Origin of the sequence: Amycolatopsis melonis, from assembly GCF_040064235.1 — a bacterium.
Classification (GTDB): Bacteria; Actinomycetota; Actinomycetes; order Mycobacteriales; family Pseudonocardiaceae; genus Amycolatopsis; species Amycolatopsis melonis.
In genome coordinates, this window is record NZ_JBDZYD010000009.1 from 351,618 (window position 1) to 374,888 (window position 23,271).

Below are 23,271 nucleotides of genomic sequence, written 5' to 3' on the forward strand. Positions count from 1 at the left end.
CAGGACCTCCGGGCCGCAGGAGCCCTACGGCTTTCCTGCTCCCAGCGGGATGACCGCGCAGACCTTCGTCCCGCCCGGCCCGCTGGTCACGTCGAGTTCCCCGCCCAGTGCCTGGACGCGGTCGCGCAGCCCGGCCAGCCCGGAGCCCGCTTCGGTGTCCGCGCCGCCGACGCCGGTGTCGGTCACCGTGACCCGCAGCCTGCCGTCCTCGACCGCGATGCGGACGTGCGCGTGGTCGGTCTGGGCGTGCTTCAACGCGTTCGTCAGCGCCTCCGACGTCACGAAGTACGCCGTCGCCTCCACCGCGCCGTCCAGGCGGGGCACCGTCCCGACCGACAGCGCGACCTCCATCGGGATGCGGTCGGCCAGCGACCGGACCGCCGCGACCAGCCCGGCTTCGGTGAGGATCGCCGGGCGGATGCCGCGGGCCAGCTCGCGCAGCTCGGTGATCGCCGTCTGGAGCTCCTCGACTGTGCGAGTGAGCAGTGCGCGGACCTCCGGCGGCAGCTCGGTGCCGAACCTCCGGTCCGCCATCCGCAGCAGCAGGACCACGCTCACCAGCCGCTGCTGGGCGCCGTCGTGCAGGTCGCGCTCGATGCGGCGGCGCTCCTCGTCGCCCGCCGCGACCAGCCGCGCGCGCGACGCCCGCACCTCGGCCAGCCGCTGCTCCAGCTCGGCCGCCAGCCGCTGGTTGTCCAGCACCAGCCCGGCCGCCGCGCTGAGCGCGTCGATCGAGCGGCTGTCCTTCCACACCTCGTCGTCCTGCACCAGCGCGGCCAGCCCGGTGCCGTCGCGCTCCAGCAGCAGCCGGATCATCTCGGCGTTGCCGACGCGGGCCCGCAGCACCCCGACCAGGAACGCCAGCGGCCACAGGCAGAACAGGATCCGGTAGGCCTGCAGCATCGGGTCCGACAGCGGATGCGCGTCGCCCAGCGCCGTGCCCACCGCGGAGGTCAGCGCCCCGAGCAGGGCGATCAGGATCACCGGGGACAGCAGCCGCCGCTGCGGCAGCCGCCCGGACAGCCACCGGTAGAGCAGGACGACGACCACCCCGGCACTGATCGCCGTCGCGGCCAGCGCCAGGACGCGGTCGGCGAACGCGCCGCGCGCCGAGCCCGCGGTGACCGCCAGCAGGTCACGCGGGTCGCTGTTGAACAGCAGCCCGAGCACCCCCGAGCCGAGCACCACGAGGTAGGCCGCGGCCACCAGCAGCCGTTCCCACCGCGAGCGCAGCCTGCCGTGCGGGAAGGCCAGCACGAGGTGCGCGATCACCGGGCTGGACGCGGCGCGCAGCGGCACGGCGATCGTGTACAGCACCGGGTCGGGGGTGAACTGCAGGTCTTCGAGGAACAACGCGACGCCGGCGAGCACGATGAGCACGCCGATCGGGTTGGCAGGGCGCCGCACGTGCGCGACCGCGCCCGCGAGCAGGAAGAGGAACCCGGTGGTCGTGCTGAGTGCGGTGTCGAGCGCGGAGTGCCCGCCGTCGGCGGCCTTCAGCGTCAGTGCGGTGACGCCCAGCACGCAGCCGGCGGCCAGCAGGCCGGTCATGGCGACCGTCCGCGGATGCTGCACCTCGCAACCCTCCCGGTGTGCCCCTGGCGGGCGTGTGAAGCGGTCCGGCAACGGCTAACCGTGATTCGCCCGTTCGGGCCGTCGCGTTACACCGCGCGGCGGCGCTTTAGGGTGATCGCGACAGGAGGCAGCAGATGAGCGGACACGGCCTGGACGCCGAGGTCTTCGGCGGGCGGATGCCGGCGGGCGGCCGGGACCTGGCGATCGAGACGCACGGCATCCGGCCGGTGCCCGAGGCCAACCGGTTCGGGCGGCCGTGGCGGCTGTTCAGCGTGTGGTTCGCGCCCAACCTGACCATGACCGCGGTGTTCACCGGCACCCTCGCCGCGGCGCTGGGCCTGGGGTTCTGGACCGGGCTGGCCGCAATGCTGGCCGGCACCGTGCTCGGCTCGCTGCCGGTCGCGTACCTGTCGACCTGGGGCCCGCGCACCGGCACCGGCCAGCTGCCGCTGGCCCGGCTGCCCTTCGGCCGCGGCGTCGTGCTGCCCGGCCTCGTGCAGTGGCTCGGCTCGATCGCCTGGGACGCACTGGTCGGCCTGTTCGGCGGCGAGGCGCTCGCCGAGCTGACCGGGCTGCCGTTCTGGGCGGCGGTGCTGGTCGTGCTGGTGCTGCAGTGCGCGCTCGGCGTCTTCGGCTACGCCGTGATCCACCGCGTGCAGGCGGTGATGAGCGTGCTGCTGGCGGTCGCGTTCGCCGCGCTGGCCGTGAAGGTCCTTTCCGGACACCCGATCGCCACCGCGGACACCGCGTCCGGTGCCGACCTCGCGGGCGGGGTCGTGCTGTTCACGACGATCACGCTGTCGCTGGCGATCTCGTGGGCGCCCTACGCCTCGGACTTCAGCCGCTACCTGCCCGCGTCGGCGTCTTCGCGCAGCGTTTTCCGGGCGACGCTGCTGGGCCTGGTCGCGTCGTACGCGATCGGCGAAAGCCTCGGCCTCGCGCTGGGGACGTCGCTGGGTGACCAGACGGCGTCCGGGGTGGCCCGCCTGCTCGGCGGCGGGTTCCCCGGCGCGCTGGCGCTCGCGGTGATCGCGCTCGCCGCGGTGTCGTCCAACGCGATGAACGACTACAGCGGCTCGCTGGCCCTGCAGACGGTCGGCGTCCGGCTGCGGCGCCCGGTGTCGGCGGTGGTCGTCACCGTGCTGGCGTTCGCGCTGATCCTGTGGATGCACAGTGGCGACCTCGCGGCGAAGTTCGAGAACGTGCTGCTGTTCGTCAGCTACTGGATCCCGCCGTTCCTCGGCGTGGTCGTCCCGGACTGGCTCGCCCGCACCCGCGGCGGGTGGCGCGTGGACGTCCTGACGGCGGTCAGCGTCCGCCCGTGGGCGGCGGTGGTGGCGTTCGCCGCCGGCTTCGGCGCGGCGGTGCCGTTCATGAACACGTCCCTCTACACCGGACCGGTCGCCGCGGCACTGCACGGCGCGGATCTGGCGTACTACGTCGGCCTGGTCGTTTCGCTGACGGCGTACCTGCTGCTCCGGCGCCGGGTTGACCTCAAGTAATATCGAGGTTTCACGATGGTGGGGCACCCTCTCGGAGGAGGAACCATGCCCACCGCACTCGTCACCGGCGCGTCCGCCGGTCTGGGCCGGGCGCTCGCCGCGGCCCTGGTGAGTCGTGATTGGACAGTCGTCGGCGACGGCCGGGACGCGGCCGCGCTGGAGTCGGCCGCCCGCGAAGCCGGTTTCACGGCCGTTCCCGGCGACGTCGCCGACCCGGCCCACCGCGCCGCGCTGGCCGCCGCCTGTCCCGGACTCGACCTGCTGGTCAACAACGCGGGCTCGCTCGGCGCCAGCCCGCTGCCGCCGCTGGCGCGGTATCCCTTGGCGGAACTGGAAAACGTCTACCGCGTGAACGTCTTTGCGCCGCTGGCACTGGCGCAGCTGCTGCTGCCGGCGTTGACGGCGGCGCGGGGCGTCGTGATCGACGTCAGCTCCGACGCCGCTGTCGAAGCGTACGAAGGCTGGGGTGGTTACGGTTCTTCGAAGGCCGCGCTCGACCAGCTGACCGCCGTGCTGGGCGCGGAAAACCCGGACCTCGCGGTGTACGCGGTCGACCCGGGCGACCTGCGCACCGCGACGCACCAGCGTGCGTTCCCCGGCGAGGACATCTCGGACCGGCCGCTGCCGGAGACAGTGGTCCCGGCCTTCCTCCGCCTGCTCGACGAGCGCCCGCCCAGCGGCCGGTACCGCGCCGCGGACCTGCTGGTGACGGCATGAACGTCCGCTTCGAGCTGCCGGAAGAACTCTCCGCGTCGGCTCCACCGGAAGCCCGCGGCCTCGCCCGCGACGGCGTCCGGCTGCTCGTCGCGTCACCGGCGGGTGTCGAGCACACCGTGTTCTCGTCGCTGGGCGACCACCTGCGGCCCGGTGACCTGCTGGTGGTCAACACGTCGGGCACGCTACCCGCGGCGGTCGACGCCACGCGGGCGGGCCGCCCGGTCGTCGTCCACTTCGCCACCGAGCTGGACGACGGCGCCTGGGTCGTCGAGCTGCGCGGACCCGGCGGGCCGCTGCTCGACGGCAGGCCGGGGGAGCGCCTGGAGCTGCCGTCCGGGGCGTCGCTGACGCTGCTGGCCCCGTCGGCACCGGGCACGACCCGGCTGTGGCGGGCGGCGGTGACGGTCGAGGGCCCGGTCACGGGCTTCCTCGCGGCGGCCGGCCGCCCGATCCGCTACGGCTACGTGCCGGGGGCGTGGCCGCTGGCGGACTACCAGACGGTGTTCGCCCGCGAACCGGGCAGCGCGGAGATGCCGTCGGCGGCCCGGCCGTTCACGACGTCGCTGGTGACCCGCCTGGTGACCGAGGGGGTGCTGTTCGCGCCGCTGCTGCTGCACACGGGGGTGTCGTCCCCGGAGGCGGGCGAGCCACCCCAGCCGGAACGCTTCCGCGTCCCCGCGCCGACGGCAGCGCTGGTCTCGTGGGTCCGCGACCGCGGCGGCCGGGTGATCGCGGTCGGCACAACGGCGGCCCGCGCCCTGGAGTCGGCGGTCACCGGCCCCGCGGAGGGCTGGACGAACCTGGTGCTGGGCCCGGACCACCCGGCGGCGGTTGTCGACGGCATCATCACCGGCCTGCACGCCCCGGAGGCCTCACACCTGCTGCTGCTGGAAGCGGTGGCGGGCGCCGCGGTGGTCCAGGCGGCCTACGACGCGGCGGTGCGGCGCCGGTACCTGTGGCACGAATTCGGCGACGTGTCCCTGCTGCTGCGTCGCTGACTAAGCGCCCCAAGGTGGCCTTCGGTGCTCCTCCCATGCCCCCACCCCCGCCCTCAACGGAGGCGCTTCGCGCCGCTGTGTTCACCAGCGCACCCAATGTGGCCTTCGGTGGGCTGAGCGCAACGAAGGCCACCTTCGGGCGCTAGCGGGAGACCTCGGCGTGCCGCCGCGCCCGGACGAACCCGGTCACTGCCACCACCGCGATCCCCAGCCCGGCCCCGCTCACGATCGAGGCCACCAGGGTCGCCGTGCCCGTGGCCAGCCCGAACGCCCCGCCGAGGTACACCGGGATGCACATCGACACCGGCAGCCAGGTGCGCAGCGTGAAGGCCCGCTCGGAGGCCAGCCACAGCACGAAGGCGACGGCCGCGGCGGCGGCGACCGGGATCCCCCAGACGACCAGGCTCGTCACCAGGTCCATGCCCAGTGACCTGAGCCACTCGAACGACGCCTGGCCCAGCCCGATGAACAGCACGACCAGCGCCACGCGGACGCCGGCGGTGCCCTGGCCCCTGCTCGTCATGTCTTCCTCCCGAAATCCGTGGTCACAGATACCACGTCCGGGTGACGTCGCCGGTTGCCCGGTATGACGACTTCTTCCGGGAACCACCGGGAGCGCTAGCGGCGCCCGGCGCCGATGTCAAGAAATCTCACCGGATGTCCCGGGATGCGGATGGCTATGCGCCTGAGTGGGTGACCGTGCGAACCTGCCCCGGACACCGACCCCGAAAGGCGATGTGACGTGCGCAGACACCACCGGACCCGCTTCCTGGCCTCGGCGCTGGCCGCCCTGACCGTCGTGGGCGTCCTCGCCGGGTGTACGCGTGCGGACAGCAGCGCCGCGCCCGCCGCGAACCAGGGCGCCGCCGCCGAGGTGCGGGTCGGGTTCTTCCCGAACGTCACCCACGCGCCCGCGCTGATCGGCGTCAAGAAGGACTTCTTCAAGACCGAGCTCGGCTCGACCAAGCTCACCACCCAGACCTTCAACGCCGGCCCCGACGAGGTCAACGCGCTGCTGGGCAACTCGCTCGACGTCGCGTTCATCGGCTCCGGCCCGGCGATCAACGCCTTCACCAAGTCCAAGGGCGCCATCCAGCTGGTCTCCGGCGCCGTCTCGGGCGGTGCGCAGCTGGTCGTCAAGCCCGACATCACCTCCGTCGAGCAGCTCAAGGGCAAGAACATCGCGACGCCGCAGCTGGCCAACACCCAGGACGTCGCGCTCAAGAAGTTCCTCGCCGAGAAGCAGCTGACCGGCCAGGTCAAGATCACCAACCTGGAGAACCCGAAGACGCTCGACGCCTTCCGCAAGGGCGAGGTCGACGGCGGCTGGCTGCCCGAGCCGTGGGCGTCCCGGCTCGTCGCCGACGCCGGCGCCAAGGTCCTGGTCGACGAGAAGACGCTGTGGCCGGGCGGGCGCTTCCCGAGCACCGTCGTCATCGTGCGCAGCGAGTTCCTGCAGCAGCACCCGGACACCGTCCGCGCGCTGCTCAAGGGCGAGCTGGCCGCGATCGACTGGGCGAAGGCCAACCCGGCCGACGCGAAGACCGTGGTCAACGGCGCGCTCAAGGAGCTGGCCGGAAGTACCCTGAGCGCAGCGGTCCTGGACCGCGCGTTCTCCGGGATCGAACTGACCACGGACCCGGTCGCGTCCGCGTTCCCGCAGCTCGCGCAGGACTCGGTCACCGCCGGGGTCGTGAAGTCGGCCGTCGCGCTCAAGGGCTTCGCCGACTTCGGCCCGCTCAACGAGGCTCTGAAGGACCGGAACCTGCCCGCCGTCGTAGCTCCCGAACTGACTGAATGATACCGGGGCTCCGCCCCGGGCCGGGGGCTCCGCCACCCGGAACCCCCGAAAGAAGAGATCGTGAGAGGCAGCCAGCGATGACCACGACCCTCCCGACCGGCCGGACCAGTTTCACGGGCGCGACCGCGGTGCGTCTCGACGGCGTGCGCAAGACGTTCGGCCCGGCGGGCCGCGCGGTGGTCGCCCTCGACGGCGTCGACCTGACGGTCGCGCCCGGCGAGTTCGTCTGCCTGCTCGGCGCGTCCGGCTGCGGCAAGAGCACGCTGCTGAACCTGGTCGCGGGGCTGGACCAGCCGTCGGCGGGCCGGATCACGCTGAACACGTCGCGGCCCGCGGTCATGTTCCAGGAGGCCGCGCTGATGCCGTGGCTGACTGCGGCCCGCAACGTCGAGCTGCCGCTGCGGCTGGCCGGGTTCGGCCGCGCCGAGCGCCGGGAGAAGGCCGCCGAGCTGCTGGACCTGGTCCGGCTGAACGGCGCGGGTGGCAAGCGGCCGCACGAGCTGTCCGGCGGCATGCGCCAGCGGGTCGCGCTGGCCCGCGCGCTGGCCGCGACCTTGCGCGTCGGCGGCGACCCCGAGCAGTCGCTGCTGCTGATGGACGAGCCGTTCGCCGCCCTCGACGCCATCACCCGCGACGTCCTGCAGGGCGAGCTGCTGCGCGTCTACCGCAGCACCGGCACGTCCGTGCTGTTCGTGACCCACGACGTGCGCGAAGCGGTCCGGCTCGGGCAGCGTGTCGTGCTGCTGTCGTCGCGGCCCGGGCGCGTCGTGCGCGAGTGGACCGACGTGCCGCTGGCCGACGCCGAGGAGCTGACCGAGGAAATCACCGGACACCTGCGCGAGGTGATCAGCACCCATGCCGCAGCTTGACCGGGCGGGGGACACCGACCTGGACGCGGTCGGCGCCGGACTGGACTCGCTCGACGCCCCGCCGGGAGAACGCCGCCCGGGATTCTGGAACCGCTTCGCGTGGGGCTTCCTGCCCCCGGTGCTCGCGCTGGTGCTGCTGGTCGTCGTCTGGCAGATCCTGTGGGCGGCGGCGTTCTGGCCGGAGACCCAGCTGCCCGCGCCACTGGCGGTGTGGGACGAGTTCTGGGACCGCGTCGTCACCGGCGACGTGTTCGAGTTCGTCTGGACGTCGGTCCACCGCGCCGCGCTCGGCTTCGTCGCCGGGGTGCTCATCGGGACCCCGCTGGGCCTGGTCGTGGCGAAGGTCCGCGTGGTCCGCGCGGCGATCGGGCCGCTGCTGACCGGCCTGCAGAGCCTGCCGTCGGTGGCGTGGGTGCCTGCCGCGATCCTGTGGTTCGGCATCAACGACGCGGCGATCTACTTCGTCGTCCTGCTCGGCTCGGTCCCGTCGATCGCGAACGGCCTGGTGTCCGGCATCGACCAGATCCCGCCGATCCTGCCCCGCGTCGGCCAGGTGATGGGCGCGAACCGCCTGACGTCGGCCCGCCACATCCTGCTGCCCGCGGCCCTGCCGGGCTTCCTCGCGGGACTCAAGCAGGGCTGGGCGTTCTCGTGGCGGTCGCTGATGGCGGCCGAGCTGATCGCACTGTCCCCGCAGCTGGGCGTCGGCCTCGGCGCGTACCTGAACCAGGGCTCGTCGCTGAACAGCATCGAGACGGTGATCGCGGCGATCTTCCTGATCCTGCTGGTCGGGGTGGGCATCGAGCTGCTGGTGTTCCGCCCGCTGGAGCGCGCGGTCCTGCGAGCCCGCGGCCTCACTTCGTCGCTGTAGAAGTTCCCGATGCCTCTGAAGGCCACCTTCAGGGTGAAGGTGGCCTTCAGAGGCAAAGCGCTAGCGGGAGCGGCGGGATCCCGCCCGGGTGCCGGACGAGAACGCCGCAGCACCCCCGGAACCCGAGCCCGCCGACCGGCGGGTGCTCCCGGCTGCGGTCGAGCGGCGGTTGCCGTTGGCTGCCGCGCCACCCGAGCCGGAGCGGCGGTTGCCCGCGGCCGAGGTGCCCCCGGTGCCGGTCGAGCGCCGGTTGCCGCTGGCCGCCGCGCCGCCAGAGCCCGAGCCCGAGCGGCGGACGCTGCCGCGCTCGCCCGGAGACTGGGACTGCTGGGCCTCGCGGGCGCGCTGGCCGCCGCGGTTCGGCTTCGGGGCTCCGCCCCGGCGGCCGCCGCCCGGTGCCGCGCCCGTCGCCGAGACCTTCTTCGGGCGGTTGTCCACCGCCGGGGCCGTCGAGAACGTCCGCTCGCCAGGGGCCAGCTCCGCCAGCAGCGGGTGGCCGGGGCCGAGCTGGGTGGTCGTCGGCTTGATGCCTGCCTTGCGGGTCAGGTCGCGGACGTCGCGGACCTGCGCGTCCGTCATCAGCGTCACCACCGTGCCCGACGCGCCGGCGCGGGCCGTGCGGCCCGAGCGGTGCAGGTACGCCTTGTGCTCCACCGGCGGGTCCGCGTGGATGACCAGCCGGACGTCGTCGACGTGGATGCCCCGCGCCGCGATGTCCGTGGCCACCAGCGTGCGGGCCGTGCCCGAGGAGAACGCCTCGAGGTTGCGGGTCCGCGCGTTCTGGCCCAGGTTGCCGTGCAGTTCGACGGCCGGGACGCCCGAGGCCACCAGCTTGCGCGTCAGCGCCTTCGCGCGGCTCTTGGTCCGGGTGAACACCAGCGTGCGGCCCGGCGCCGCGGTCAGGTCGACCAGCACCGGCAGCCGGTGGGTCTCCTCCAGGTGCAGGACGTGGTGCTCCATCGTCGCGACCGGCGACTGCGCCGAGTCGACGCTGTGCAGCACCGGGTCGTCCATGAACCGCTTGACCAGCACGTCGACGCCGTTGTCCAGGGTCGCCGAGAACAGCAGCCGCTGCCCGCGCTCGGGCGTCGCGTCCATGATCCGCCGGACCTCGGGCAGGAAGCCGAGGTCGGCCATGTGGTCGGCCTCGTCGAGCACGGTGATCTCGACGGCGTCGAGCTTGACGTGCCCGGAGCGCATGTGGTCGGCGAGCCGGCCGGGGCAGGCGACGACGATGTCGACGCCGTCGCGCAGCCGGGTGATCTGCGGGTTCGCGCTGACGCCGCCGAAGATGGTGGTCGCCTTGAGGCCCAGCGGCCTGGCCAGCGGCAGGATGGACGCCTCGATCTGCGTCGCCAGCTCCCGCGTCGGCGCCAGGATCAGCGCGCGGGGACGGCCGGGACGGCGCCGCGTCGGGCCCGCGGCGAGGCGGGCCAGCACGGGCAGCACGAAGCCGTACGTCTTGCCCGAGCCGGTGCGGCCGCGGCCGAGGACGTCCCGTCCGGCGAGGGTGTGCGGCAGGGTCGCCGCCTGGATGGGGAAGGGCTCGGTGACGCCCTGGGTGGCCAGCGCGGCCACGAGCGGGGTGGGCAGGCCGAGGTCTTTGAAAGTGCTCATAAGTCTGCGGGCGCGCGAAACGCCCTGGTCTCCGTTACCTGAGAAGGGTTGTCCTGCCCGGCGCAGACCGGTCAACGGCCGCGGCGCGTGGTAGTCGACAACAGCAGCGGGCCGAGGCAGAACTGAGCGGCCCGCAGTGATCAGTGTACCCAACGGGAGTGACGTACTCCCAGTGAGATTGCCCGCACTCGGAACGCCTTGCTAAGTTACCGGTCGGTAATCTAGGAGGACGACCATGCTGCTGAACCCGCGCGAGTACGACCCGGCGCACTTCGACGCCGAGACCCGGCGCCTGCTGCGCGCCACCATCGACTGGTTCGAGCAGCGCGGCAAGGCGAAGCTGGCCGAGGACTACCACAACCGCACCTTCTACGCGGACTTCATCGAGTTCGCGGGCAAGGAAGGCCTGTTCTCGACGTTCCTGACGCCGTCCGCCGACGCGGGCGGCAACCCGGACAAGCGCTGGGACACCAGCCGCATCGCCGCGCTGGCGGAAATCCTCGGCTTCTACGGCCTGAACTACTGGTACCCGTTCCAGGTCACCGTTCTCGGCCTCGGCCCGGTGTGGCAGAGCGGCAACGAGATCGCCCGCAGGCGCGCGGCCGAAGCGCTGGACGCCGGCGGTGTCGGCGCGTTCGGACTGTCCGAAAAGGACCACGGCGCCGACATCTACTCGTCCGACATGGTGCTGACGAAGGACGGCGACGGCTACCGCGCGACCGGCTCGAAGTACTACATCGGCAACGGCAACTGCGCGCGCACGGTGTCGGTCTTCGGCCGCATCGACGGTGTCGAAGGCCCGGACCAGTACGTCTTCTTCTACGCCGACTCCGAGCACCCGAACTACCACGTGGTCAAGAACGTCGTGCCGTCGCAGATGTTCGTCGCCGAGTTCCGGCTCGAGGACTACCCGGTGCGCGCGGAGGACATCCTGCACGTCGGCGCCGAAGCCTTCAGCGCGGCGCTGAACACCGTCAACATCGGCAAGTTCAACCTCTGCTTCGGCGGCATCGGCATGGCGACGCACTCGCTGTACGAAGCCATCACGCACGCGCACAACCGCGTCCTGTACGGCAAGCCCGTGACGGATTTCCCGCACGTGCGCCGCGAGTTCGTCGAGGCCTACGCGCGGCTGACCGCGATGAAGCTGTTCTCCGACCGTGCCGTCGACTACTTCCGCAGCGCGAATCCGGACGACCGCCGGTACCTGCTGTTCAACCCGATCACCAAGATGAAGGTGACCACCGAGGCGCAGAAGGTGATCGGCCTGGTCGCCGACGTCGTGGCGGCCAAGGGTTTCGAGGCCGACACCTACCTGGCGATGTCCAAGAACGACATCGACGGCCTGCCGAAGCTCGAAGGCACGGTGGCAGTCAACCTCGCGCTGATCGCGAAGTTCATGCCGAACTACCTGTTCGCGCCCCAGGAGTACCCGCCGGTGCCGACGCGCACCGACGCGGCGGACGACGAGTTCCTCTTCCGCCAGGGCCCGGCGCGCGGCCTGTCGAAGATCCGGTTCCACGACTGGAAGACCGCCTACGCCGAAGCGGCGCACATCCCGAACGTCGCGCTGTTCACCGAGCAGGCGGGCGAGCTGGTCAGGCTGCTCACGGAGGCGGCGCCGGACGAGGCGCAGCAGGCCGACCTGGACTTCGGGCTGGCGCTGGCCGAGCTGTTCACGCTGGTCGTGTACGGCCAGCTGATCCTGGAGCAGGCCCGGATCACCGGCCTGGACGAGCCGGTCGTCGACCAGATCTTCGCGGTGCTGGTGCAGGACTTCAGCGTCGCGGCGGTGGACCTGCACGGCAAGGCGAGTTCGACGGAGGCCCAGCAGGCGATCGCCCTGGGCGCGCTGCGCAAGCCGGTGGTGAATGCGGAGCGTTTCGACGACGTCTGGGCGCGGGTGCGGTCGCTGTCCGGGGTGTACGCCATGAACCCGTGACACCCGGGGTTCCGGTTGGCAAGATCGCGTTCGTGAACCGAGCGGCGGAGCTGATCTGGGACGCGTGGCTGACGGGCAAGCGCCTGGACGGTCTCCCCGCGGACGTCCGCCCGCGCGACCTCGCCGAGGGCATGGCCGCCCAGGCGGCGCTCGCCGGGCTCGCGGGACCGGTCTCCGGCTGGAAGATCGCGGCGACCACCGCGTACGCCCGGCAGTACCTGGACGTCCCCGGCCCGCTGGCGGGCCCGTTGTTCGCCCGGTTCCACCACGCTGAGGGCGAGCGGGTGCCGGCGGACACGATGACGATGGGGGTCGCCGAGCCGGAGTTCGCCTTCCGGATGAAGGCCGACCCAGGCCCGTCCCCGTCGCTGTCGGCGCTGCTCGACGCGGTCGACACGATGGTGATGGCGCTGGAAATGCCGGACAGCCGCTACACCGACCACCGCCACGCGGGCGGCCCGCAGCTGCTGGCGGACGCGGCCTGCGCGGGCAGGTTCGTCGAGGGCGGGGCGGTCCCGGCCTGGCGCGACCTCGACCTCCCGCGGCAGCCGGTGACCCTGCACGCGGACGGCAAGGAGGTCGCCCGCGGCAGCGGCAGCCTGGTCCTGGGCGACCCGCGGCTGGCGCTGCACTGGCTGGCGAGGGAGCTGCCCCGCCACGGGCTGGCGCTGCGCCCGGGCGACATCGTGACGACGGGAACGGCGACACCGCCCTGCCCGATCCGGCCAGGCGGCCACGTGGTGGCGGACTTCGGCGCGCTGGGGTGCGTGGAAGTGCGGTTCCCGGAGTGACGCCGCAACATCCCCGCCGCCACCAGCCCCAGGATCGCCGCGAACCCCGCCACCGCCGCGTGGAAACGTTCGGCGCGGGTTCGGTGGCAGTGGTGGGGACCGCGTCGGCTGCCGTGGAACTACGGTGCCCCAAATGACCTTCCGAGCCGGATTCGTGACCCTGGCAGTCGTGGTGGCGGCCCTCGACGCCGGGTTCTGGTGGTTCAGCGGCGCCCAGCACCACACGACCGCGCGGACCGGCTTCCTCCTGGCCTTCGTGCTGCTCCTGGCGCTGCTCGCGGCCGCGGCGGGCGTCGTCCGGTGGGAAGTCGCGGCGCCACTCGCGTCGGCGTCCGCTTCGGGCCTGTTCGCCGTCGGGGCGGCGGCGATCTTCAGTGTGGGCCTCGGATTCCTGCTGACCGCGGTCGTCGAGGCGGCGCTCGTGCGGCGGATGGTGCTCGAAGCTTCCCCGTCCGGCTGGCGGGGCGGGATGTGGCTGGTCAGCCTGGCCGCCGCCGTCGTGCCGGTGGGGTTGCTCGTGGTCGCCCTCTCCGCCCTCCGCTGAACGGGCACGCGGCTCACCCGGCCGGGGCGTACACCATCTCCACGACGCCGGACGGGAACGAAGTCGTCTGGAGCAGCCGCAGGTTCAGGGGCCGGTCCAGTTCGGGGAACAACGGCGCTCCCTTGCCCGTGGCGGCGGGGAGTACCCACAGCCGGTACTCGTCGACCACGCCGAGGCGGATCAGCGAGTGCACGAATGCCGTGCCGCCTGCCGCGACGAGGTCCTTGCCCGGCTCGGCCTTCAGCCTGGCGATCTCCTCCGCCGTGTCGCCGCGGGCGATCCGGGTTTCCGGCCAGTCGTCGGCCGATTGCAGGGTCCTGGAGAAGACGACCTTCGGGATCGCGTTCATGGCCTCGGCCGACGGGTGGCCGGACGTGGGCCAGTACCCGGCCATGATCTCGTAGGTGTTCCGCCCCATGAGGAACGCCCCGGCCTCCCACAGGCGGCTGACGAAGTACTTCTCCTGCTCCGGGTCGTCGATGCTCATCATGACGTCCCGGATCCCGTTGTCCGCGTCGGCGCTCTTGCCGTCGAGCGAAACGTAGAAGCCCAGAATCAGCTTGCGCATCCCCAGTTCCTTCCGTCGAGGTATGCGTCAACCCTGACGCCGACAACTCGGAGTGTCAAGACAAATATTTTTGTCGGTAGCGCCAACAGCGGACGGCCGTCCGGAGACGGCCGTCCGCCGAAGAGGGGCTACTTGCCGAACCCGGCCCGCCGCAGCGCTTCCGCCATGGCGCCGCCGGCTGCGTTCCCACCGCGGTCCCGGCCGCCGCCACCGCCACGACGGTCGCCGCCGCCACGGCGCTGGCCGCCGCCACCCTGGCCGCGGTCGCGGCGCTCGCCGCCGCGGTTGGCCGCCGGGGCTCCCGGCTCGTCGTCCAGGCGCAGCGTCAGGGAGATCCGCTTGCGCGGCACGTCCACGTCGAGGACCTTCACCTTCACGATGTCGCCGGGCTTGACGACCTCGCGCGGGTCCTTCACGAAGTTCTTCGACAGTGCCGAAACGTGGGCCAGCCCGTCCTGGTGGACGCCCACGTCGATGAACGCGCCGAACGCCGCCACGTTCGTCACCACGCCCTCCAGGCGCATGCCCGGCTTGAGGTCGGAGATCTTGTCCACGCCCTCGGCGAACGTCGCCGTCTTGAACGCCGGACGCGGGTCGCGGCCCGGCTTGTCCAGCTCGGCCAAGATGTCCGTCACCGTCGGGAGACCGAACTGCTCGTCCACGAAGTCGTGGGGACGCAGCGACGACAGCGTCCGCGTGTTGCCGATCAGCGACCGGATGTCCGTGCCCGTCTTCGACAGGATCCGCCGCACCACCGGGTAGGCCTCCGGGTGCACCGCCGAGGAGTCCAGCGGGTCGTCGCCGTCCGGGATGCGCAGGAAGCCCGCGCACTGCTCGAACGCCTTCGGGCCGAGCCGCGCGACCTCCTTCAGCGCCATCCGCGACCGGAACGGCCCGTTCGTGTCGCGGTGGGCCACGATGTTCTCCGCCAGGCTGGTCGTGATGCCCGAGACACGGGTCAGCAGCGGCGCCGAAGCGGTGTTCACGTCGACGCCGACGGCGTTCACGCAGTCCTCGACCACCGCGTCCAGCGAGCGCGACAGCGAAACCTCGGACAGGTCGTGCTGGTACTGCCCGACGCCGATCGACTTCGGATCGATCTTCACCAGCTCGGCCAGCGGGTCCTGCAGCCGCCGGGCGATCGACACCGCGCCGCGCAGCGAGACGTCCATGTTCGGCAGTTCCTGCGAAGCGAAGGCCGACGCCGAGTACACCGACGCGCCCGCCTCGGACACGACGGCCTTGGTCAGCTTCAGCTCCGGGTGCTTCTTGATCAGCTCGACGGCGAGCTTGTCGGTCTCGCGCGAGGCCGTCCCGTTGCCGATGGAGATCAGCTCGACCTTGTGCCGCGCGCACAGCGCCGCCAGCTCGGCGATCGACTGGTCCCACTTGTTCGCCGGCTGGTGCGGGTAGATGACGTGCGTGTCGACGACCTTGCCGGTCGCGTCGACGACGGCCACCTTGACGCCGGTCCGGAAGCCCGGGTCGAGGCCCATGGTCGCGCGGGTGCCGGCGGGCGCGGCCAGCAGCAGGTCGCGCAGGTTGGCCGCGAACACGCGCACGGCGTCGTCCTCGGCCGCCTGGCGCAGCCGCATCCGCAGGTCGATGCCCAGGTGCAGGAGGATCTTGGTGCGCCACGCCCAGCGCACGGTGTCGCCGAGCCACTTGTCCGCCGGGCGGCCCTGCTGGGTGATGCCGAACTTCGCGGCGATGCGCTGCTCGTAGTCGGTCGGGCCGACCTGCGGCTCGTCGGAGGGCTCCTCGGGCGCCATCGTCAGGTCGAGGATCTCCTCCTTCTCGCCGCGCAGCATCGCGAGGATGCGGTGCGAGGGGAGCTTGGTGTAGGGCTCGGAGAAGTCGAAGTAGTCGGCGAACTTGGCGCCTTCCTCCTCCTTGCCCGCGCGGACCTTGGCCACCAGGTGGCCCTGGTTCCACATCTTCTCCCGCAGCTCGCCGATGAGGTCGGCGTCCTCGGCGAAGCGCTCGACCAGGATCGCGCGGGCCCCGTCGAGGGCCGCCTGCGCGTCCGCGACGCCCTTGTCGGCGTCGACGAACACCGCGGCCGCGGCCTGCGGGTCGGTGTCCGGGTCGTTGAGCAGGCCGTCGGCCAGCGGCTCGAGACCGGCTTCGCGCGCGATCTGGGCCTTCGTGCGGCGCTTCGGCTTGTACGGGAGGTAGATGTCCTCCAGGCGCGACTTCGTGTCCGCGGCCATGATCTGGGCTTCGAGGGCGTCGTCGAGCTTGCCCTGGCTGCGGATGGACTCGAGCACGGCGAGCCGGCGCTCGTCGAGTTCGCGCAGGTAGCGCAGCCGCTCCTCGAGCGTGCGCAGCTGCGCGTCGTCGAGCATGCCGGTGACTTCCTTGCGGTACCGCGCGATGAACGGCACGGTCGACCCGCCGTCGAGCAGCTCGACGGCGGCCTTGACCTGCCCTTCGCGCACCCCCAGTTCTTCGGCGATCTTCTGCTCGACCGACACGCTCACGGCAACACGCTCCCGATTGACCTGGATCCGATCGCCACATTCTGCCGTTTCCGCCACCCCGACTTTCGGATGGGGCTCCTTGACAACCAGATTGGTCTAGTCCATTTTGTGGTGACCTGCCTCACCAGTGTCGTGGAGGTCGCCCGTGGTCCCCAAGGTCCGTCTCGCTCTGCTTTCCTTACTGTCCGTGGTCGCGCTGGGTCTCGGCGTGACGTTCGTGCTCGCCGGCTCCGCCTCGGCGGCGAACATCCTGGCCAACCCCGGTTTCGAGGCCGGCACCACGGGCTGGACGTGCACCGGCACGTCCGCCGCGGTGAGCACGCCGGTGCACAGCGGCAGCCGCGCCCTGAGCGCGACGCCGTCGTCGTCGGACAACGCGCAGTGCTCGCAGACGCTGGCCGTCTCGCCGAACACCGCCTACCAGCTGTCGGCCTGGGTCCAGGGCAGCTACGTCTACCTCGGCGTTTCCGGGTCCGCGAGCGCCAGCACGTGGACCCCGGGCGCGAGCGGCTACACGCAGTTGTCGCTGAGCTTCACGACCGGGTCGAGCACGTCACTGACGGTGTACCTGCACGGCTGGTACGGCCAGCCGGTGTACTACGCCGACGACGTCAGCCTCGACGGCCCGGGCACCCCGCCGCCGACGACGACCGTGCCGACGACCCCGCCCGGCACGACCACGACCACCCCGCCGACGACGACCACCACGCCGCCGCCGACCCAGGGTGACCTGCCCAAGCACGTCCTGACCGGTTACTGGCAGAACTTCTACAACGGCGCGAAGGCGCTGAAGCTGGCGGACGTGCCGACGAAGTACAACATCATCGCGGTGTCGTTCGCGGACGCCACCGGCACGCCGGGCGCGGTGAGCTTCACGCTCGACTCCGGGTTGTCGGCCCAGCTCGGGGGCTACACGGACGCGCAGTTCAAGGCCGACGTCAAGACGGTGCAGGCCCGCGGCCAGAAGGTGATCATCTCCGTCGGCGGCCAGAACGGCACGATCAGCGTCGGCGACCCGACGTCGGCCACCAACTTCGCCAACAGCGTGAAGGCGCTGATCGCGAACTACGGCTTCGACGGCGTCGACATCGACCTGGAGAACGGCATCAACGCCACGTACATGGGCCAGGCGCTGCGGAGCATCTACAACGGCGGCGGCAAGGTCATCACGATGGCGCCGCAGACGATCGACATGCAGTCCACGGCGGGCGGCTACTTCCAGCTGGCGCTCAACATCAAGGACATCCTGACGATCGTCAACATGCAGTACTACAACTCGGGGTCGATGAACGGCTGCAACGGCAACGTCTATTCGCAGGGCACCGTCGACTTCCTGACGGCGCTGGCGTGCATCCAGCTGCAGGGCGGCCTGCGCGCGGACCAGGTCGGCCTCGGCCTCCCGGCGAGCCCCCAGGCGGCGGGCGGCGGCTACCAGGCGCCGTCGAACACGGTGTCGGCGCTGAACTGCCTGGCCCGCGGGACGTCGTGCGGCTCGTTCAAGCCGGCGGCGACCTACCCGTCGATCCGCGGGGCGATGACGTGGTCGATCAACTGGGACGCGTCGCAGGGGTACGCGTTCGCCAACACGGTGTCGGCCGGGCTCGCGGGCCTGCCGTGACCGTGCGCTGAAGGAAGCCCTCCCGGCGGCGCGGTCCGGGAGGGCCCTTCCCGGAGTCCGTCACGCCACCCGGAAGTCCGCGGGATCGAGCCAGCGGGTCCGGCGGTCGTACTCGGTGACCAGGCCCGGCCAGTTGGTCGTCACCCGGCCGTCGGCCTGGCGGTACCAGCTCGTGCAGGCGCTCCACACGCTGCGGCCCAGCCGCCGCTGCACCTCCCGGTCGTACGCCTCCTCGACCTCCGGCCGGACGTCCAGATAGGACACTCCCGGCCGCGCGAGCCGTTCCACCGCCTGCCGGATGTAGCGGGCCTGGCGCTCGATCATGTAGATGATCGAGCCGGCGCCGAGGTTGGTGTTGGGGCCGTAGACGCAGAACAGGTTCGGGAACCCGGGCACGGTGATGCCCAGGTACGCCCGCGCGCCGCCGGCCCAGGCGTCGCGCAGCGACCGGCCGCCGAGGCCGCGGACGTCGATCCCGCCGAGGAAGTCGGTCGCGGCGAACCCGGTGCCGTAGACGATGACGTCGGCGCCGATCTCGGTCCCGTCCGCCAGCCGCAGGCCCGTGCCGGTGATCGCGGCGATCCGCCGGGTTTCGACGTCGACGTTCGGCTGCGCCAGCGCGGGCAGGTAGTCGTTGGTGAACAGGATCCGCTTGCAGCCCAGTGGATAGTCCGGGGTGAGCTTCGCGCGCAGCCGCGGATCCTTGATGTGGCGGCGGCGCAGCTGGGCGGTCCGCAGCTCGAACATCTTCGCCAGCACGGGATGGCGCGTCATGGCGTAGGTGGCGTACTCGGCGAGCAGGAAGATCCGCAGCCGTCCGAGCAGCTGGGTGGCGGGCAGGTGCTCGAACAGCCAGTGCTGCCACTTCCGGTAGCTCGGATCGGACTTCGCCAGGACGTACGGCGGCGTCCGCTGGAAGACGGTGACGTGCCGCGCCCGTTTCCGCAGCTCCGGCACGAACTGCACGGCACTGGCCCCGGTCCCGACGACGGCGACGCGCTTGCCGTCCAGCTCGACATCGTGGTCCCACCGCGCGGAGTGGAAGGCGTCGCCGCCGAAGGTGTCGCGTCCGGGGATGTCGGGCAGCACGGGCCGCGACAGCTGCCCGACGGCGGAGACGAAGACGGTGGCCTCGTAGGTGTCCCCGGCTTTCGTTTCGACGCGCCACAGCCCGCGTGCCTCGTCGAAGGCGGCGCCGGTGACCTCGGCGTGGTACCGGATGTGCGGTTCCAGCCCGTACTTGGCGATGACCCCGCGCAGGTAGGCGAGGATGTCGGGCTGGTGGGAGAACCGCTTGGGCCACCGCGGGTTCGGCTCGAAGGAGAAGGAGTAGAGCGGCGACGGGATGTCGCAGGCGGCCCCGGGATAGGTGTTGTCCCGCCAGACGCCGCCGGGTTCGCCGGCGCTCTCCAGGATGGTGAAGCCGGTGAATCCGGCCCGCTTCAGCTCGATGGCCGTCCCGATGCCGCCGAACCCGGAGCCGGCGATCAGCACCGACGGGCCCTTCGCCGAACCACTCATGCTTCGGAAGCTACCCACCGGTGCCCTGTGACAACAGGGCACGAGCGGTCACTCGATCGAGAATTCCGGCCAATCGGGGTACCGGGTCAGGCCGCGGGCAGTACCCGGACCTCCCGCGTCTCCGCGTCCGGCGCCGCCCAGGTCAGCAGCTCTCCCGCGGCCTTCTCCAGCGCCGCCAGGTCCTTCTTCGGCAGCTTCTCGAACGGCGCCAGCTCCACCGCCGCGGCCTTCTTCGCCGTCTTGATCTCCCAGGTGCCCCGCACGAATCCGCCGGTCAGCAGCGTTCCCTTCGCCAGGCCGTTGGGCGAGATCACCCGCTTGCGGTAGTCGTCGGAAATCACCCTCGTGCGGTCGGCGTACGACAGGATCGTCTGGTCGAACGGCCCCATCAACCGCGGCGGAGCCGGGACGTCCTCGTCCGGGATGGTCAGCTCCGGCAGGTCCAGCAGTTCGCGCCCGTCCGGGCCGCGGTAGCGGCGCAGCTCCATCTCCGCCGCCACTTCGCCCAGCCGCGTGATGCCCGCCCACGCCTGCACGTCCGCCACCGACGCCGGGCCGAACGCCCGCAGGTACCGCGCAATCAGCGAAGCGGGCGAAGGCGGCGAGAGCGGCGCGCCCACCCACTCCTCCAGGCACGCGTACGTCGTCTGGCCCGCCTTGCCCCAGATCGCCCGCGGCGGGACCTGTACCAGCGGCAGCCGGCCGCGGGCCAGGTGGGTCAGCGACGCCGCCGGGACGTCCGGCCAGCTGCGGGCCAGCTCTGCACCCAGCGCCGTGCTCGACAGCGGCGACCGGGCCAGCAGCTCGCGTGCCGCCGCGGTGATCGCCTCGTGGTCCAGCCCGGCCAGCTCGCGGGCGTGCTGGTTGTTCGTCTTGATGTCCCGGTCGTAAAGCACCTGCACCACCGGCCGCCACGCGAGCGCGTCCGCCGCCGTCACCAGGTGGACCGTGCCGCGCATCAGCGCGATCCGCACCACCTGCCTGCTCTCCAGCAGGCCGGCCAGCTCGGCCTGGCGGAATCCCTCCAGCCGCGCCCACAGCGCGTAGTACGGCGGGAACGGCGCCTGTGCCTGCAGCCCGGCCAGGTGCTCCACCGCGTCGAGGGCGGACATCTTCGCGCGGCGCAGCAGCAGCTGGCGCTCCAGGGTCGCCCGGTTGAGGGCGCGCAGGCTCAAGGTCTCCACAGCCGTCACCCTAACGATCACCCCGGACAGTTCCGGTCCTCGATTGCCCGCGACCGGGCCGTGATCCATACTTCCGGCCATGGCCGAGCTCGCCGCCCCCGCCGTCGGGGACTGGGACTTCCCCCGCGGCACCGCGAGCATCGAGCTGATGACCCGGTTCGCCGCCGAGCGCGGCCTGCCCGCGGACCGGCTGCTCGCCGCGACGACGGTGTCCGCGGACCTGCTGGCGGACCCCGCCGTGCAGGTCGACGCGCGCGAGGAGCTGGCCGTCGTCCGTGCGCTGGCCGGGCTGGACGGCTCGGACGCGACGGCGCTGGAACTCGGGTGCCGCTACCGCGTCACCACCTTCGGCATCTTCGGGTTCGCCTGCATCAGCAGCCCGACGCTGCGGGACGCGATGCTGTTCGCCCTGCGCTACTTCGACCTCAGCTTCGCCTTCTGCATCCCGCACGTCACGCTCGAAGGCGACCGCCTGACGCTGGAGCTCGACGACCGCCGCGTGCCCGCCGACGTCGCCCGGTTCCTCGTCCTGCGCGATCTGGCCGCGATCTTCACGGTGATGCGCGACCTGCTGCCGGAGATCGCCCTGACGGACCTGGCCTTCCGGCACGAGGCGGCCGCCACGGAGCCGTACCGGGCCGCGTTCGGCGTCGTGCCGCGGTTCGGTGCCGGCGCCTGCCGCGCGACGCTCGACCCCGCGCTGCTGACCCGGCCGCTGCCGCAGGCCAACGAGCAGACCGTCGCGTTGTGTGCCGCGCAGTGCGAAGCACTCGTCGCGCGGCGGCGGCAGCGCTCGGGGATCTCGCAGCAGGTGCGGGAACGGCTGGTGCGGCTCGGCGGCGTCGACGCCGGGATGGACGAGATCGCCCGCCAGCTCACGCTCAGCACCCGCACGCTGCGCCGACGGCTGACCGAAGCCGGCACGAGCTACCGCGCGCTGGTCGACGAGGTCCGCCAGACGCTGGCCGAGGAGCTGCTCGACACCGGCGTGCTGTCGGTCGAGGACGTCGCCTGCCGCCTCGGGTACGCCGAGGCGTCGAGCTTCATCTACGCGTTCAAGCGCTGGACCGGGATGACGCCGGCGGCGTTCGCCCGCCGTTTCCGCGCCGCTCGGCAAGCACCGCCGGGTAGGTGAGCTTCAGCAGGTTGAGGATCGAGTCGGTGAGGAACGTGCGCAGGGCCGCGCGGTCGAGCGTGCCGCGGATCAGCCATTCGCGCGACGCCGCCCGCAGCATCCCGCCGAACGACCGGATCATCGCGCGTAGCTCCTCGCGGCCCTCGGCGACGTCGGTCATCAGCGCGGCTTCCAGGACGCGGTCGGCGGCGATCTCGTCGGCCTCCAGCATGATCCGCTCGATCTCCGGGTCGCGCCCGGCCGCCTCCGGCCCGATCACGGTCAGCCACGCGTCGCGGTTGCGGTCCACGACCTCGATCCAGCGTTCGACGCCGATGGCCAGCCGCTGCTCCATCGTGGTGTCCGGCAGGGCTTCGGTGACCGGCGCGGGCACGATCATCATTTGCCGCACCACTTCCAGGTACAGCTCGCGCTTGCCGCCGAAGTAGTGGTTGATCAGCGGCCGTGCCACCCCTGCCGCCTCCGCGATGTCCGAAGTGGACACCGAGGCGTAGCTGCCGGCACCGAACAGGTGCCGGGCGGCGGCGAGGATCTCCGCGCGCCGTTCGGCCGGTTCGAGCCGGCGGCGCCGCGGCCGGGTCCCACTGGTCATGCGCTCAGCCTCGCGGGGCGGTGCCGCGGTGTCAACAAGTAGTTGACTCTGCGTCAAAGAGTGGCTCCGGTGGCGGGCAAGGGGTGTTTCGCGTCAACCTTTGTCGTTACGCAACCGGAACAACCCGCCGGTAACTTCCCGCGGCCCGGATGCGACGAGACGGCAGGGACCCGCGACCGTGCAGGAGCAGGATGAACGACGAAGGCGCGCCGAGCCGGCCGTCCGGCCGTTGGGTGAGCGTCCGCCTGCAGCATCGCCACGTCAGTTTCGACGAAGGCTTCGAAGCCGACGAGCCGCTGCCCGACGGCGACTGCGCGGACGAGGCGTCCCTGTCCTACTCCGGCATCGTGATCACCAGCTACGACCGGGGCGAGAAGATCTCCGAGCGCTGGATCCCGCTGGGTGTCGATCCGTCCGAAGCGGACGACGAGCGGCTCATCGAGCAGCTGCGCGAGGCCCTGCTGTGGCAGGCGGGACGGCCCCCGCAGATCGCCGAGGAGTGACGGCGTCGCCTAGGGTGGGGCCCATGGGGACGGTCAGGCAGGTTCAGATCACGTTCGACTGTGCGCAACCCGGCCGGGTCGCGCGCTTCTGGTGCGAGGTACTGGGCTATGTGACGGAGGCGAAGGACGACGACCCGTCGGCGGCGGCCAGTGACCCGACGGGAGCGGGGCCGCGGCTGTACTTCCAGCGCGTGCCCGAAGGCAAGGTCGTCAAGAACCGCGTCCACCTCGACGTGCGCGTCGGCACCGGGCTGGCAGGGGAGGAGCGCCTCGCCGCGCTTCAAGCAGAGTCGGACCGGCTGATCGCGCTGGGCGCAACTCAGGTGCAGGTGCTGCTCGCCGACGAAGAGAACGAGTCGTGCATCGTGATGCAGGACGTCGAGGGCAACGAGTTCTGCCTCGACTGACCGCACCGCCTCGTGAGTGGTAATTCGCGTTCT

Annotated in this window: 21 protein-coding genes; 13 read left to right on the forward strand and 8 right to left on the reverse strand. The window is 71.8% G+C overall.

The features are described 5' to 3' along the window. Nucleotides 1-24: 24 nt before the first annotated feature. Complete coding sequence (locus ABJI51_RS25380) at nt 25-1,575, reverse strand: sensor histidine kinase (protein ID WP_348953909.1); 1,551 nt, start codon at nt 1,573-1,575, stop codon at nt 25-27. A gap of 134 nt (nt 1,576-1,709) precedes the next feature. Here ABJI51_RS25380 and ABJI51_RS25385 point away from each other — a divergent pair, with 134 nt between their 5' ends. The 3 genes from ABJI51_RS25385 to ABJI51_RS25395 are packed head-to-tail and all read left to right on the forward strand — an operon-like array spanning nt 1,710 to nt 4,792. Beyond that, complete coding sequence (locus tag ABJI51_RS25385; protein WP_348953910.1) at nt 1,710-3,077, forward strand: purine-cytosine permease family protein; 1,368 nt, start codon at nt 1,710-1,712, stop codon at nt 3,075-3,077. Between the two features lie 45 nt (nt 3,078-3,122). Continuing rightward, nucleotides 3,123-3,794 carry an SDR family NAD(P)-dependent oxidoreductase gene (locus ABJI51_RS25390; RefSeq protein ID WP_348953911.1) on the forward strand — a complete coding sequence of 224 codons (672 nt, stop codon included), beginning with the start codon at nt 3,123-3,125 and terminating at the stop codon, nt 3,792-3,794. Beyond that, the gene (locus tag ABJI51_RS25395; protein WP_348953912.1) at nt 3,791-4,792 is read left to right on the forward strand and encodes an S-adenosylmethionine:tRNA ribosyltransferase-isomerase; all 1,002 of its coding nucleotides are present in this window, start codon (nt 3,791-3,793) and stop codon (nt 4,790-4,792) included. The genes ABJI51_RS25390 and ABJI51_RS25395 overlap by 4 nt, the downstream gene beginning before the upstream one ends. A gap of 142 nt (nt 4,793-4,934) precedes the next feature. Here ABJI51_RS25395 and ABJI51_RS25400 read toward each other — a convergent pair whose 3' ends face one another. After that, nucleotides 4,935-5,315, reverse strand: a complete 381-nt coding sequence (locus ABJI51_RS25400) for a hypothetical protein (protein ID WP_348953913.1) — start codon at nt 5,313-5,315, stop codon at nt 4,935-4,937. A gap of 219 nt (nt 5,316-5,534) precedes the next feature. Between ABJI51_RS25400 and ABJI51_RS25405 the strand changes: the two genes are divergently transcribed. The 3 genes from ABJI51_RS25405 (at nt 5,535) to ABJI51_RS25415 (ending at nt 8,333) form a co-directional block, all read left to right on the forward strand. Continuing rightward, nucleotides 5,535-6,593, forward strand: a complete 1,059-nt coding sequence (locus tag ABJI51_RS25405) for an ABC transporter substrate-binding protein (RefSeq protein WP_348953914.1) — start codon at nt 5,535-5,537, stop codon at nt 6,591-6,593. 77 nt (nt 6,594-6,670) lie between these two features. Continuing rightward, a complete protein-coding gene (locus ABJI51_RS25410; RefSeq protein ID WP_348953915.1) occupies nt 6,671-7,462 on the forward strand; it encodes an ABC transporter ATP-binding protein in 792 nt (263 codons plus the stop codon). After that, nucleotides 7,449-8,333, forward strand: a complete 885-nt coding sequence (locus ABJI51_RS25415; protein WP_348953916.1) for an ABC transporter permease — start codon at nt 7,449-7,451, stop codon at nt 8,331-8,333. Before ABJI51_RS25410 ends, ABJI51_RS25415 begins: the two co-directional genes overlap by 14 nt. A gap of 60 nt (nt 8,334-8,393) precedes the next feature. On the opposite strand, the gene ABJI51_RS25420 is transcribed toward ABJI51_RS25415, so the two are convergent. Then, complete coding sequence (locus tag ABJI51_RS25420; protein WP_348953917.1) at nt 8,394-9,950, reverse strand: DEAD/DEAH box helicase; 1,557 nt, start codon at nt 9,948-9,950, stop codon at nt 8,394-8,396. Nucleotides 9,951-10,185: 235 nt separating this feature from the next. Here ABJI51_RS25420 and ABJI51_RS25425 point away from each other — a divergent pair, with 235 nt between their 5' ends. The 3 genes from ABJI51_RS25425 (at nt 10,186) to ABJI51_RS25435 (ending at nt 13,227) form a co-directional block, all read left to right on the forward strand. Beyond that, nucleotides 10,186-11,892 (forward strand): acyl-CoA dehydrogenase family protein, encoded by a 1,707-nt coding sequence (locus tag ABJI51_RS25425; protein ID WP_348953918.1) that lies wholly within the window; start codon nt 10,186-10,188, stop codon nt 11,890-11,892. Between the two features lie 32 nt (nt 11,893-11,924). Beyond that, nucleotides 11,925-12,683, forward strand: coding sequence for a 2-keto-4-pentenoate hydratase (locus tag ABJI51_RS25430; protein ID WP_348953919.1), 759 nt, complete (start codon nt 11,925-11,927; stop codon nt 12,681-12,683). A gap of 133 nt (nt 12,684-12,816) precedes the next feature. Next, nucleotides 12,817-13,227 (forward strand): hypothetical protein, encoded by a 411-nt coding sequence (locus tag ABJI51_RS25435; RefSeq protein WP_348953920.1) that lies wholly within the window; start codon nt 12,817-12,819, stop codon nt 13,225-13,227. 13 nt (nt 13,228-13,240) lie between these two features. Here the strand turns inward: ABJI51_RS25435 and ABJI51_RS25440 are convergent, their stop codons facing one another. Further along, on the reverse strand, nt 13,241-13,795 hold the full coding sequence (locus ABJI51_RS25440) for a dihydrofolate reductase family protein (RefSeq protein WP_348953921.1): 555 nt from the start codon (nt 13,793-13,795) through the stop codon (nt 13,241-13,243). 128 nt (nt 13,796-13,923) lie between these two features. Next, nucleotides 13,924-16,278: a Tex family protein gene (locus ABJI51_RS25445; protein ID WP_348953922.1), complete on the reverse strand. Its 2,355-nt coding sequence runs from the start codon at nt 16,276-16,278 to the stop codon at nt 13,924-13,926. Between the two features lie 145 nt (nt 16,279-16,423). Between ABJI51_RS25445 and ABJI51_RS25450 the strand changes: the two genes are divergently transcribed. After that, complete coding sequence (locus ABJI51_RS25450; RefSeq protein ID WP_348953923.1) at nt 16,424-17,896, forward strand: chitinase; 1,473 nt, start codon at nt 16,424-16,426, stop codon at nt 17,894-17,896. Between the two features lie 60 nt (nt 17,897-17,956). Here the strand turns inward: ABJI51_RS25450 and ABJI51_RS25455 are convergent, their stop codons facing one another. Further along, entirely contained in the window at nt 17,957-19,417 is a 1,461-nt protein-coding gene (locus ABJI51_RS25455; RefSeq protein ID WP_348953924.1) for a flavin-containing monooxygenase, read from the reverse strand. A gap of 86 nt (nt 19,418-19,503) precedes the next feature. Continuing rightward, complete coding sequence (locus tag ABJI51_RS25460) at nt 19,504-20,601, reverse strand: winged helix DNA-binding domain-containing protein (protein ID WP_348953925.1); 1,098 nt, start codon at nt 20,599-20,601, stop codon at nt 19,504-19,506. A gap of 79 nt (nt 20,602-20,680) precedes the next feature. Between ABJI51_RS25460 and ABJI51_RS25465 the strand changes: the two genes are divergently transcribed. Continuing rightward, nucleotides 20,681-21,736, forward strand: coding sequence for an AraC family transcriptional regulator (locus ABJI51_RS25465; protein WP_348953926.1), 1,056 nt, complete (start codon nt 20,681-20,683; stop codon nt 21,734-21,736). Here ABJI51_RS25465 and ABJI51_RS25470 read toward each other — a convergent pair. Beyond that, nucleotides 21,657-22,328: a TetR/AcrR family transcriptional regulator gene (locus ABJI51_RS25470; RefSeq protein ID WP_348953927.1), complete on the reverse strand. Its 672-nt coding sequence runs from the start codon at nt 22,326-22,328 to the stop codon at nt 21,657-21,659. The genes ABJI51_RS25465 and ABJI51_RS25470 overlap by 80 nt on opposite strands. Nucleotides 22,329-22,519: 191 nt before the next feature. On the opposite strand from ABJI51_RS25470, the gene ABJI51_RS25475 reads away from it, so the two are divergent. Together ABJI51_RS25475 and ABJI51_RS25480 are read left to right on the forward strand one after the other, a co-directional pair. Continuing rightward, nucleotides 22,520-22,831 (forward strand): hypothetical protein, encoded by a 312-nt coding sequence (locus ABJI51_RS25475; protein WP_348953928.1) that lies wholly within the window; start codon nt 22,520-22,522, stop codon nt 22,829-22,831. A 23-nt stretch (nt 22,832-22,854) separates the two neighbouring features. Further along, nucleotides 22,855-23,238, forward strand: coding sequence for a VOC family protein (locus ABJI51_RS25480; RefSeq protein ID WP_348953929.1), 384 nt, complete (start codon nt 22,855-22,857; stop codon nt 23,236-23,238). The last annotated feature ends 33 nt before the right edge of the window (nt 23,239-23,271 follow it).

Bases quoted from the DNA above. Each gene is read 5' to 3' on its own strand.
- ABJI51_RS25410 (WP_348953915.1), top strand. From the start codon at position 6,671: ATGACCACGACCCTCCCGACCGGCCGGACCAGTTTCACGGGCGCGACC.
- ABJI51_RS25420 (WP_348953917.1), bottom strand. From the start codon at position 9,950: ATGAGCACTTTCAAAGACCTCGGCCTGCCCACCCCGCTCGTGGCCGCG.
- ABJI51_RS25395 (WP_348953912.1), top strand. From the start codon at position 3,791: ATGAACGTCCGCTTCGAGCTGCCGGAAGAACTCTCCGCGTCGGCTCCA.
- ABJI51_RS25470 (WP_348953927.1), bottom strand. From the start codon at position 22,328: ATGACCAGTGGGACCCGGCCGCGGCGCCGCCGGCTCGAACCGGCCGAA.
- ABJI51_RS25385 (WP_348953910.1), top strand. From the start codon at position 1,710: ATGAGCGGACACGGCCTGGACGCCGAGGTCTTCGGCGGGCGGATGCCG.
- ABJI51_RS25440 (WP_348953921.1), bottom strand. From the start codon at position 13,795: ATGCGCAAGCTGATTCTGGGCTTCTACGTTTCGCTCGACGGCAAGAGC.
- ABJI51_RS25475 (WP_348953928.1), top strand. From the start codon at position 22,520: ATGAACGACGAAGGCGCGCCGAGCCGGCCGTCCGGCCGTTGGGTGAGC.
- ABJI51_RS25400 (WP_348953913.1), bottom strand. From the start codon at position 5,315: ATGACGAGCAGGGGCCAGGGCACCGCCGGCGTCCGCGTGGCGCTGGTC.
- ABJI51_RS25480 (WP_348953929.1), top strand. From the start codon at position 22,855: ATGGGGACGGTCAGGCAGGTTCAGATCACGTTCGACTGTGCGCAACCC.
- ABJI51_RS25415 (WP_348953916.1), top strand. From the start codon at position 7,449: ATGCCGCAGCTTGACCGGGCGGGGGACACCGACCTGGACGCGGTCGGC.
- ABJI51_RS25390 (WP_348953911.1), top strand. From the start codon at position 3,123: ATGCCCACCGCACTCGTCACCGGCGCGTCCGCCGGTCTGGGCCGGGCG.
- ABJI51_RS25465 (WP_348953926.1), top strand. From the start codon at position 20,681: ATGGCCGAGCTCGCCGCCCCCGCCGTCGGGGACTGGGACTTCCCCCGC.
- ABJI51_RS25425 (WP_348953918.1), top strand. From the start codon at position 10,186: ATGCTGCTGAACCCGCGCGAGTACGACCCGGCGCACTTCGACGCCGAG.
- ABJI51_RS25455 (WP_348953924.1), bottom strand. From the start codon at position 19,417: ATGAGTGGTTCGGCGAAGGGCCCGTCGGTGCTGATCGCCGGCTCCGGG.
- ABJI51_RS25435 (WP_348953920.1), top strand. From the start codon at position 12,817: ATGACCTTCCGAGCCGGATTCGTGACCCTGGCAGTCGTGGTGGCGGCC.